This is a genomic window from Ruegeria sp. CDSB086, from assembly GCF_059611065.1.
On the sequence record NZ_JBXWOV010000006.1, the window covers coordinates 363570 to 374513 of the forward strand.

The following is a 10944-nucleotide window of genomic DNA, read 5'->3' on the forward strand; positions in this document are numbered from 1 at the left end:
CGGATTGATTAAGAATGACCAACCGAAGCTTGAAAATAATCAATGAAAAAGGCCTGCACGCCCGCGCCTCGGCTAAGCTGGTCGAAGTAGTTGAGGGGTTTGACGCGCAGGCAGAGGTGTCCAAAGACGGACTTTCTGCATCAGGGGACAGCATCATGGGTCTTTTGATGTTGGCAGCGTCTCGCGGAACGACTATTGACGTCGAGACGTCCGGACCGGATGCTGAGGCGTTGGCGGATGCATTGGAGACCCTTGTGAACGGAAAGTTCGGGGAAGGGTTCTAATCCTGCCAGTCGCGATACGAAGAACGGGAAAACCAGGAATTGGCGCAAACGACGCACGAGACCAAGACAGGCCCGGTGGTGGACGGGACGGAAGATCAGGGCGAAATCTATGATCGTAGAACCCTGACCTATGCGAATTCCTTCGACGATGCTTGGACGTCTACAGCTATCCGCGCCATCGAATGGTGTACGGGTAAGCTAACCATTCTGCGGATGGTCAATAAGTTCGAAAAAAAGAACGAATACTATCGTGGTCAGAGGTTCTGGGGCGGTGCGCTTGAGGTCATGGGAATCAACTTGACCACGCCGCAGGACCAATATGCAAATATCCCGAAAGAAGGACCTGTGATCGTCGTGGCCAATCACCCGCATGGCATGGTCGACGGCATGATACTGGCCGAATTGATCGGGCAGGTTCGGAATGACTACCGCATCCTGACCCGCTCGGTCCTGACCGGACTGGATGAGGCCGCGACCTCGTTCATGATCCCGGTTCCTTTTCCACACGACCCCGAAGCGCAAGCCAAAATGCTTGAGATGCGTGGCAAGGCGATGGAACACCTGAAGGAAGGTGGCGTGGTTGCGCTGTTCCCGTCGGGTGTGGTGATGTCCTCGGACGACTGGTTCGGTCCTGCGCAAGAGCAGGAATGGAATGTGTTTACCGCCAAGATGATCCGCCGATCCGGCGCGCAGGTGGTTCCGATTTTCTTCCCCGGCAGCAATTCACGCGCCTATCAGATTGCCAACAAGCTGTCGCCGATCCTACGACAGGGGCTGCTGCTGCATGAGATCGTTCGCTCTTGCAACAAGCCGCAATCTCCGGTGATTGGCGAGCCGATTTCGGACGAGGATATGAAGCTGCTGGAAAGTGATCCGCGCGGTTTCATGGCGTGGCTCAGAAAACGCACAATGGCGCTTGGTAAATCACGCGATTCCTGATCCGCTCTTCATTTGGCTCATAATATCCCGGGCGAGGGGGCTGGACCCCGTTAGCGCGTTGGGACCGGTGTTTCACCTCTGTAATCATAAAACCCGCGTTCGGTCTTACGGCCGAGCCAGCCGGCTTCGACGTATTTTGTCAGCAGTGGGCAGGGCCGATACTTGGTGTCTGCCAACCCGTCGTGCAACACGTTCATAATCGCCAGACATGTGTCCAGCCCAATGAAATCAGCCAGTTCCAGCGGACCCATTGGATGGTTTGCGCCTAACCGCATCGATTGATCAATCGACTGCACGCTGCCGACCCCTTCGTAGAGAGTATATACGGCCTCATTGATCATCGGCATCAGGATGCGATTCACGATGAAGGCCGGGAAGTCTTCCGCGCTTGCTGCGGTTTTACCAAGCCGGTCCACAACCGCTTTACACGATTTGAACGTCTCTTCATCCGTGGCAATCCCCCGGATCAGCTCGACCAGCTGCATCACGGGCACCGGGTTCATAAAGTGGAACCCCATGAAGCGTTCCGGCCGATCCGTTCGGCTGGCCAGGCGGGTAATCGAGATTGAGGACGTGTTGGATGTCAGAATCGTATGGGGCAGAAGATGCGGCTGCAGGTCTTCGAAAATCGCCTGTTTGATTGCTTCCCGCTCGGTTGCGGCTTCGATCACCAGATCGGTCTGACCCAACTGGGGCAGCTCCAACGTCGTGTTGATCCGGCTCAGTGTGGCTTGCATCATTTCGTCCGAGATTTTGCCTTTTGATGCCTGTCGGGCCAGATTGCCTTCAATCGTCGCCACGGCGCTGTCCAGCGCGTCCTGCGAGACATCGTTCAGCAGAACGTCATACTCTGCCAGCGCCAGAACATGAGCAATGCCATTGCCCATCTGACCTGCGCCAATCACTCCGACCGATTTTACATCCATGTTCAGGTGCCTTTGTGTCTCGGGATACGGCGACAGTATCGACAGATCGGGGCGGGCGGCAAGGGGATCCGACAGTTCGATTTTGCTTCAAATGCGCACATTAGGATTTTCTCAAGACTTGCGGCTGCACGATGGCAACCGGGTGAAAAATGGGTGAGTGATATGAGCTATCATCAAACAGGCTCGGGGGGACCCGGGCATGAGGTTTGCCAATATGAAGGATCGCGGCTGTGGTTTCGCGGTGCTCGGCGTGTTCTGGATCAACCTTACGCAGCTTGCGTTGGCGGGGATGAGACATTTGGGCGATTCGTCGACCGTCCATTCTCAGCTATTCTCGAGGACGGGCTCGAAAGACGCGTTCTGAACTTTGGATGCCTGTTCAGCGGCGTTGACGCGTTGTGCGATGACAGGGGGGTGTGCAATTTGCTAAGGGGCGCAGATCTCTGCGTCATGCAGGCGCCAGGGCTTCTTGGGCAGTCCAACCAATTTTATCGCGTTCATTCCAGGCGTAACGACCGGTTTTTGGCGCCAACGAAGGATTTGATCAGCCTGTATCCCGAAATCGACTTCACAGAGGTTCATTTCGTGCGCCACCTGATGACCTGCCTGCAAAAGGTTCGCGACGCGCGCATCGAAGTTGTTCTGGACGAACTGCGCCGAAACTGGGTTCGGAAGATCGGTGATTTTTTGCAAGGCCTGGAAACCCCGGTGATCCTCTTGCGGCTGCAGGTCCTTCGAGGAGAGCAGGGCGCGCATCACATTGACTTCGCTGATGTCGACGTAACGGATCAGATGATCCAGTTCGTTGGCAAATCCTGCACGGATATCGTCGACGTCAAAACCCATGTGTGCGGCCAGTCTGACGAGATTGAGGACATGTTGTTCGGTACACTGCAACAGCCAATGGCAGAGCACATGATTGGCCCAGCTGCCCATCGGGCGATCGCGGCAGCTTTGATGCGGCCAATACGCAATCTGCATTAAAAAAAGGCCCGCCAATTAGCGGGCCTTTCCAAATTTCGCGATGAAAAAGCTAATCCAGCGGTTAACCGAGTTTCTCGGTCAGTTCGGGTACGGCCTGGAACAGATCTGCAACCAGCCCAAAATCCGCAACCTGGAAGATCGGCGCTTCTTCGTCCTTGTTGATCGCAACGATGACTTTCGAGTCTTTCATACCAGCCAGGTGCTGAATCGCGCCCGAAATGCCGATCGCGACATACAGGTCGGGTGCAACAACCTTACCGGTCTGACCGACCTGCCAGTCGTTCGGTGCATAGCCCGAATCCACGGCGGCGCGCGATGCGCCAACAGCGGCGCCCAGCTTGTCAGCAAGACCTTCGATCAGTTTGAAGTCCTCTTCCGAGCCGACACCACGGCCGCCCGAGACAACAACGCCAGCCGAGGTCAGTTCCGGACGGTCGCTCGCGGCAACCTTGTCCTCGACCCATGACGACAGACCTGGGTTGTCACCGACCGAGATGGTCTCAACCGCAGCCGAGCCGCCTTCGCCAGCCGCGTCAAAGGACGCGGTACGGAAGGTGACGACTTTCTTGGCATCGTGTGACTTCACGGTCTGGATCGCGTTGCCCGCATAGATCGGACGCTCAAAAGTCGAGCCGTCAACCACGCCGGATGCATCCGAGATCACCATCGCGTCCAGCAGGGCTGCAACGCGCGGCATCACGTTCTTGGCGTCGGTGGTCGCTGGGGCAACGATGTGCTCATAGCCATCAGCCAGACCCACGATCAGCGCCGCGGTCGATTCAGCCAGGCGGTGACCCAGCGACGCGTCTTCAGCAACCAGTACCTTGGACACACCGTCGATCTTGGCGGCGGCTTCACCGGCAGCAGCGGCAGAACCGCCCGCGGCCAAAACGGTGATGTCACCCAGTGCCTTTGCGGCCGTGACAGCTTTGGCGGTGGCATCCATCGCCAGTTCGCCGTTGTTGACTTCTGCGAGAAGAAGAACAGCCATTACACAGCCCCCGCTTCTTTGAGTTTCTCGACCAGCTCATCAACCGAGCCGACGACGATACCAGCAGCACGTGCCGGCGGCTCTTCGGTTTTGACAACTTCCAAACGCGGTGTGACGTCGACGCCGTAATCGGCGGCGGTTTTCTCGTCCAGCGGCTTTTTCTTCGCCTTCATGATGTTCGGCAGAGACGCATAGCGCGGCTCGTTCAAGCGCAGGTCAACAGTGACGATGGTCGGCATCTTGACGCTGATGGTCTGCAGGCCGCCGTCTACTTCACGGGTGATCTTGGCGCTGTCGCCTTCGATGTCCAGCTCGGACGCGAAGGTGCCTTGCGACCAGCCCAGCAGGGCCGACAGCATCTGACCGGTAGCGTTCATGTCGTTGTCGATCGCTTGCTTACCAGCCAAAACGATGCCGGGTTGCTCTTCCTCGACCACTTTGGCCAGGATCTTGGCAACGGCCAGCGGTTCGATGTCTTGATGGACGTCATCGGCGGCAACAACCAGAATGGCGCGGTCAGCGCCCATGGCCAGTGCGGTGCGCAGGGTTTCCTGCGATTGCTTGACGCCAATCGAAACCGCAACGATTTCGTCAGCCTTGCCTGCTTCTTTCAGGCGAATCGCTTCTTCCACAGCGATTTCGTCGAACGGGTTCATCGACATTTTGACATTGGCGAGATCAACACCGCTACCGTCCGCTTTCACGCGAACTTTCACATTATAGTCAATCACGCGTTTGACAGGCACGAGTACCTTCATTTTGCGCTTGCTCCTCACAAAAAACGGTAAGCCGCGAAGCGACTCCACCAATGCTCTCGGGGGACTGAATAGCGTCTCAGTTCACGCTGCAACAGGGCAAAATCGTCACGTCATGAACTTGAGACGTCGCGTTTCATGTATTTTGACGCAACGGCGTGAAATTTTATTGCTTTGGTGGCCGGTGCCAGAGCTTTAGGCCCCACCCGTTTGGCTGGGGTTTTGCTTTGTTGGTCGCTGCAGGATCCGCCGGATCCCGCGCCGCCTTCAGCGGTTTGCGCCCGGAACCCACAAAACGTCCGCAGTGCCGTTTTCGTTGGCGCAGCGGGCGGCAACAAAAAACCAGTCACTCAGACGATTGAGGTATTTTACCGCGAATGCGTTCACGGGCTCCATGTTGGTCAGCTCGACCGCCAGACGCTCGGCGCGGCGGGATACGGTTCTGCAAACATGCAGATTCGCTGCCAAACGCGACCCGCCGGGCAAGATGAAGCTGCGCAGCGGCTCTAGCGTTTCGTTCATCACGTCAATCTCGGCTTCCAACCGATCAATCTGAGATGCAACGATGCGTAGGGGCGGGTAGTCCGCCTCGGCGTCTTTTTCCATGTCGGGGCGACAGAAATCTGCGCCCAGATCGAATAGGTCGTTTTGAATACGCGCCAGGGCGGCATCGACGTCGCCTTCCGCCTCGATCCGAGCAACGCCAACAAATGCGTTCAGTTCGTCAACGGTCCCATACGCGGCTACGCGACCAGAATACTTGGCGACACGTTCGCCGTTGCCCAGGGCAGTTTTTCCATCATCGCCGGTGCGGGTGTAAATCTTGTTCAGAACGACCATTTATTGAGCTCCTTGTCCGCGCAGGTAGACGTAGAGCACGATCAGCACCACAGCAATGAACTGGAACAGGATGCGAAGACGCATCATCTTGTTGCTTTTCATCGCAGCAGCTTTGCCGCTTTTGCCGAAATTGGAGATGCCGATCGCCAGAACGACGACAACCGCCGCCATGGCCAACAGCAAAATGACCATCAAAAGGTCCATAAGCACACCGTCCGCGTTTCTTGTTTCGTTTGGCTATCATCTAGCCTCATGTACATGAAAAGCGAACGGGTAATTTCGCCTCAGACGTCCGACAGAATGCGGTCGATGGTGCGGGTGGGCAAAAGGCGGCGCAGATAACCGGCGATATAGGTTGGCGTGGTGACATAGTAGCGCGCGCGCGGTCTCTTTGATTCAACCGCATGGGCTAGCTTGTCGGTCACCGCTGATGCGGGCAGTTCGAAACGGTCCGGGCCTGAGGATTCGTACAGTCTTTTCAACAGCGAAGCCTCGTACTTTTCGCGCAGGGCGGAGTTCTCCCAGTTGATGAAACGCTCGAAGAAGGGGATCGAATTCTCGCGGATTTTCGACGTGATTGGGCCGGGTTCGATCAGGATGGCCTTGATATTCGTTCCGGCAAGTTCCAGACGCAGCGTGTCGGTAAGGCCTTCAATGGCATACTTTGTGGCGACATATGCGCCGCGCCATGGGAAGGCCACCAGGCCCAGAACCGACGAATTCTGAACGATTCGCCCGTGCCCCTGCGCGCGCATGACCGGAATCACCAGTCGGGTGAGTTCATGCCAACCAAAGAAGTTGGCCTCGAATATCACGCGGAGTCCTTCGGTCGGCAGATCTTCAACTGCGCCGGGCAAGCCGTGCGCTCCGTTGTTGAACAGCGCATCCAGCGTGCCTCCGGTGGCCTCAAGCACTTCGGTCAGGCCCGAGGCGATACTTGCGGCGTCGGTATAGTCGATGCGCGGGCTTTCAAAGCCTTGCGCGCGCAGCCGGTCGCAATCACGCTGCTGGCGGCAGGACGCAAAGACACGCCAGCCGCGCGCACGCATACCGTGTGCCGCGTCCAGACCGATGCCGGATGAGCAGCCGGTGATAAGAATGGTTTTTTGCATGATCTTCCTGACCTTCAATTCAGGCCAAAGCTATTGCGAGGTGTGGGTCAGGACAATGACGGTGCAGCGTCAGTTTTGAATTTTTCGAACCAGTGAGGCGGAAATCCAACCGACCTGTTGCGCGGGCAACACGCGCAGGCGCAGCCAGCCGGTTCCGGAATCGCTCAGTACTTCGACCTTTTGTCCGATGGCCGCTTTGCCGACAATTGGGTATATGGTGCCAGGCCCATCGCGCATGTTCACCCGCGTTCCCGAGATTTCGCGGATGTCTTTTTCAGGTTCGGGAATCGCCGCGGCCTCTGATGTTTCCGGCAGGGGCGCATTATCGGTCTGACGCAATCCCGCCACGCCATCTTCCAGCGAAGCAAGCGTGATGTTTGCGCTCTGATCATCGAACACCGAGATGCCGGACAGAGACTGAAGGCTGGCTGGTTCGGCCACGATTTGCACGATCTCTTCGGGTTCAGGTTGGGGTTGAGCACGCACGGTCGGAGCCCGTACGGCCACACTGGTCACAAGTTCTTCTACCCGGGTGGGTGCTACCTCCGCAGGTTGGGGTACAGAAGCAACGCGCACGGGTTGATCGCTCCGCAAGCCGCGCGGTTCGAAATCTGGTCCGCCGCTCATAACGTAAAAACACCAGCCAAGTGCGGTGAAAGTCAAAATAATAAGGCGCGTCATGGCGCATCCCCCAGGTCAATCGTTAGGTACAAGAAATTGGCAGCAGTCTAATGAAGACAGCCTACCATATTTCGCGGTCCGAGTCGAAAACCGGGGGAATTCCGGGACTTGTCTCCCCCTGTTGCAAAAAGCGCGACTTGTCCTCAGCAAAATCTAAGCTGATTGCTTTACCAGCGCGCGCTTGCGGCGTATCACATCATATATGAACGATACGATAGACGACCCCAATATGGAGGCCCCCGACAATGGGGGCGAGATAGCTGAACCGCTGCGCCGCGCGATTGGCGAACGCTATCTGACCTATGCGCTGTCCACCATCATGCACCGGGCATTGCCCGATGCGCGCGATGGGCTGAAGCCTGTGCACAGGCGAATCCTCTATGCGATGCGCGAGCTTCGACTCAGCGCAACGGGCGGGTTCCGTAAATCCGCGAAGATTTCCGGCGACGTGATGGGTAACTATCACCCGCATGGCGATGCCGCGATCTACGATGCGATGGCGCGTCTGGCGCAGGATTTCAACGTTCGCTACCCGCTGGTCGACGGGCAGGGTAACTTTGGCAATATCGACGGTGATAACCCGGCGGCCTCACGTTACACAGAGGCGCGGATGACCATCGTGGCCGAAGCGTTGCTTGAGGGGCTGAACGAAGACGCCGTCGATTTCCGCGACAACTATGATGGCACTCTGTCCGAGCCGGTCGTACTGCCGGCGCAGTTTCCGAACCTGCTGGCCAATGGGTCCAGCGGAATCGCGGTGGGCATGGCAACGAACATCCCGCCGCACAATATTGCCGAGCTGTGTGATGCCTGTCTGCATCTGATCAAGGTGCCGGATGCCCGCGATGATACGTTGCTGAACTATGTGCCGGGTCCGGACTTCCCGACCGGTGGCATTATCGTCGAGCCCCCAGAGAATATTGCGCAGGCTTATCGAACCGGGCGTGGATCTTTCCGTCTGCGGTGCAAATACGAGGTCGAAGATCTGGGCCGCGGCCAGTGGCAGATCATTGTCACCGAGATCCCTTATCAAGTTCAGAAATCCAAACTGATCGAAAAGATCGCGGAACTGATCCAGACCAAGAAAATCCCGATCCTTGCCGACGTACGCGACGAATCCGCAGATGACATCCGCCTGATTCTCGAACCGCGCTCCAAGAACGTGGACCCTGAGGTTTTGATGGGCATGCTCTACCGCAGCTCGGACCTTGAGGTGCGATTCAGCCTGAACATGAACGTGCTGATCGACGGGGTGACGCCCAAGGTCTGCTCGATGAAGGAAGTGCTGCGCGCTTTCCTTGATCACCGGCAAGAGGTGCTGCTGCGCCGTTCGCGTCACCGTATGGCGAAGATCGACCACAGGTTGGAGGTGTTGGAAGGCTTTATCGTCGCTTTCCTGAACCTGGATCGTGTGATCGACATCATCCGCTACGACGACGACCCCAAAGCCGCGTTGATGCGTGAGGATTGGGGCATCGACCATATCCGCGCCACCAGCGAGGCCGACTATGTCTCGCCCAAGCCGGGCGAGGGCGAATTGTCCGAGGTTCAGGTCGATGCGATCCTCAACATGCGCCTGCGCAGCTTGCGCCGTCTGGAAGAGATGGAACTGGTCCGCGAACGTGACGCATTGATGTTGGAACGCGCCAATCTCGAAGACCTGCTGGCCGACCCGGCCCTGCAATGGGCCAAAATCGCCGAGCAGTTGAAAGAGACCAAGAAGACCTTTGGCAAAGACCATGAAGGTGGCGCGCGCCGAACCCAATTCGCCGAAGCCGGGCAGGTCGAAGAAGTGCCGCTTGAGGCAATGATCGACAAAGAACCGATCACGGTTGTCTGCTCTCAGATGGGCTGGATTCGCGCTATGACCGGTCACATCGACCTTAAGCGCGAGTTAAAGTTCAAGGACGGCGACGGCCCGCGTTTCATATTCCACGCTGAGACGACTGACCGCTTGTTGGTGTTTGCCTCGAACGGACGATTCTACACGCTCAGCGCCGCCAATCTGCCGGGCGGGCGCGGTATGGGCGAACCGCTGCGCCTGATGGTCGACCTGCCGAACGAGGCGCAGATCATCGACATCCTGATCCACAAACCAGGGCGCAAGCTGTTGGTGGCGTCAGACGCGGGCAACGGGTTCATGGTGCCCGAAGATGACGTGTTGGCCCAGACCCGCAACGGTAAGCAGGTGCTGAACGTCAAAGCCGATGAGACGGCGATGATCTGTAAGCCCGTTTCGGGCGATCACGTCGCGGTTGTGTCGCAGAACGGCAAGTTCTTGGTGTTCCCAGTGGAAGAGCTGCCCGAAATGGGGCGCGGTAAGGGCGTACGCCTGCAAAAATACAATATGGCGCGCGGCCGGCAGGGGACACTGGAACTGGATGGTGGCCTGTCCGACATCACGACCTTCAACTGGGAAGAGGGGCTGAGGTGGTCCATGGGCGGTGACAAGACCCGGCACGAGGCGGACATGTCACAGTGGCTGGCCAAACGGGCCAGCGTTGGCAAAAAGGCACCCTACGGCTTCCCGCGCGACTATAAATTTTCGTGAGCAAGCGCGCTTGCAAGTGGAATTCTGCCGATACGGCTTGGCACAAGCCGTATCGTTGCGCTAGATCAAAGAAAAACAGGCATATCGAGACGAGAACATGTTGCGAGCTTTGACCCTGATTACCGGACTGGCCCTGATGGGTGCGTGCACGCAGACACAGGTTTACGAAGAGCCTGAGTCGCTGGGCGAATTCAAATTGCGCGTCAATTATGCCTTTGCTGAAAAGGCCCGGAAGGGGCCGGTGTCGCGGGAAGCGACACCTAAAGAGTGGGAAGACGCCATTCAGAACGCCGTGAATATTCGGCTTGGCCGGTATGAGGGTGCCCAGGAATACGACATAGGAATCAGTCTTGAGGGGTTTATGCTGGCCCCTCCGGGTGTACCGGTGATCTACAATCCCAAAAGCACGGCAATCGTTCTGGTGAATGTTTACGACGTGCGCAAAAAAGAGTTTCTGGCCAAAGGCAAACAGTTCCAGGTTCTTGAAGACACGACCGGTGAAAGCGCTCTTACGGGATCTGGACATACCCGCACCAGAGAAGAGCAAATGGACGGATTAGCGCTCAAGGTTGCCGATCGTGTCGAGGAATGGCTGGCCGAGGAACACAAGGACAACGGCTGGTTCGACAAGCGTCCCGACCTGATCCAGCCGTTGGAATCCGTCGAGGTCACCCAAAATCCGGCGTCTTAACCAGCTTTTAACGCAGGATGTGCTTGATTTTCCCCTTTGAACCAAATATCTCGCGCGCGCAGATGTAACCACGGGACCACGGGTCCCCCCAATCGCAAAAGGGCGCCTGAGGAATGGCAAAGGAAAAGTTTGAGCGTAATAAGCCGCACGTCAACATCGGCACGATTGGCCACGTTGACCACGGCAAGAC

Annotated in this window: 13 protein-coding genes; 5 read left to right on the plus strand and 8 right to left on the minus strand. The window is 57.3% G+C overall.

Translation table 11 applies throughout. The features are described from left to right. Window positions 1–14 precede the first annotated feature (14 nt). The gene (locus tag AC2FIO_RS14900; RefSeq protein WP_058273259.1) at window positions 15–284 is read left to right on the plus strand and encodes an HPr family phosphocarrier protein; all 270 of its coding nucleotides are present in this window, start codon (window positions 15–17) and stop codon (window positions 282–284) included. Window positions 285–323: 39 nt separating this feature from the next. Continuing rightward, the gene (locus AC2FIO_RS14905; RefSeq protein WP_109312295.1) at window positions 324–1223 is read left to right on the plus strand and encodes a lysophospholipid acyltransferase family protein; all 900 of its coding nucleotides are present in this window, start codon (window positions 324–326) and stop codon (window positions 1221–1223) included. 50 nt (window positions 1224–1273) lie between these two features. Here the strand turns inward: AC2FIO_RS14905 and AC2FIO_RS14910 are convergent, their stop codons facing one another. Beyond that, window positions 1274–2149, minus strand: a complete 876-nt coding sequence (locus tag AC2FIO_RS14910) for a 3-hydroxybutyryl-CoA dehydrogenase (RefSeq protein WP_058273257.1) — start codon at window positions 2147–2149, stop codon at window positions 1274–1276. Window positions 2150–2311: 162 nt separating this feature from the next. Here AC2FIO_RS14910 and AC2FIO_RS14915 point away from each other — a divergent pair, with 162 nt between their 5' ends. Next, on the plus strand, window positions 2312–3133 hold the full coding sequence (locus tag AC2FIO_RS14915) for a DUF6473 family protein (protein ID WP_496698580.1): 822 nt from the start codon (window positions 2312–2314) through the stop codon (window positions 3131–3133). A 61-nt stretch (window positions 3134–3194) separates the two neighbouring features. Here the strand turns inward: AC2FIO_RS14915 and AC2FIO_RS14920 are convergent, their stop codons facing one another. The 6 genes from AC2FIO_RS14920 to AC2FIO_RS14945 all read right to left on the minus strand — a co-directional run bounded on the left by AC2FIO_RS14920 (window position 3195) and on the right by AC2FIO_RS14945 (window position 7512). After that, window positions 3195–4124 carry an electron transfer flavoprotein subunit alpha/FixB family protein gene (locus tag AC2FIO_RS14920; protein WP_058273255.1) on the minus strand — a complete coding sequence of 310 codons (930 nt, stop codon included), beginning with the start codon at window positions 4122–4124 and terminating at the stop codon, window positions 3195–3197. Continuing rightward, a complete protein-coding gene (locus AC2FIO_RS14925) occupies window positions 4124–4882 on the minus strand; it encodes an electron transfer flavoprotein subunit beta/FixA family protein (protein WP_058278923.1) in 759 nt (252 codons plus the stop codon). The genes AC2FIO_RS14920 and AC2FIO_RS14925 overlap by 1 nt, the downstream gene beginning before the upstream one ends. Before the next feature lie 264 nt (window positions 4883–5146). Then, complete coding sequence (locus AC2FIO_RS14930; protein ID WP_496698583.1) at window positions 5147–5719, minus strand: cob(I)yrinic acid a,c-diamide adenosyltransferase; 573 nt, start codon at window positions 5717–5719, stop codon at window positions 5147–5149. Beyond that, window positions 5720–5923 (minus strand): twin transmembrane helix small protein, encoded by a 204-nt coding sequence (locus AC2FIO_RS14935; protein ID WP_058273252.1) that lies wholly within the window; start codon window positions 5921–5923, stop codon window positions 5720–5722. Window positions 5924–6003: 80 nt separating this feature from the next. Further along, window positions 6004–6831 carry an SDR family NAD(P)-dependent oxidoreductase gene (locus AC2FIO_RS14940; RefSeq protein ID WP_113791295.1) on the minus strand — a complete coding sequence of 276 codons (828 nt, stop codon included), beginning with the start codon at window positions 6829–6831 and terminating at the stop codon, window positions 6004–6006. 69 nt (window positions 6832–6900) lie between these two features. Next, on the minus strand, window positions 6901–7512 hold the full coding sequence (locus tag AC2FIO_RS14945) for an SH3 domain-containing protein (RefSeq protein WP_496698586.1): 612 nt from the start codon (window positions 7510–7512) through the stop codon (window positions 6901–6903). A 202-nt stretch (window positions 7513–7714) separates the two neighbouring features. On the opposite strand from AC2FIO_RS14945, the gene AC2FIO_RS14950 reads away from it, so the two are divergent. Both AC2FIO_RS14950 and AC2FIO_RS14955 read left to right on the plus strand, forming a co-directional pair. After that, the gene (locus AC2FIO_RS14950; RefSeq protein ID WP_496698588.1) at window positions 7715–10063 is read left to right on the plus strand and encodes a DNA topoisomerase IV subunit A; all 2349 of its coding nucleotides are present in this window, start codon (window positions 7715–7717) and stop codon (window positions 10061–10063) included. Window positions 10064–10160: 97 nt separating this feature from the next. After that, on the plus strand, window positions 10161–10754 hold the full coding sequence (locus AC2FIO_RS14955; RefSeq protein ID WP_058273249.1) for a hypothetical protein: 594 nt from the start codon (window positions 10161–10163) through the stop codon (window positions 10752–10754). On the opposite strand, the gene AC2FIO_RS14960 is transcribed toward AC2FIO_RS14955, so the two are convergent. Beyond that, the coding region (locus AC2FIO_RS14960; RefSeq protein ID WP_282153203.1) for a hypothetical protein at window positions 10751–10944 on the minus strand (194 nt) is incomplete at its 5' end. The genes AC2FIO_RS14955 and AC2FIO_RS14960 overlap by 4 nt on opposite strands.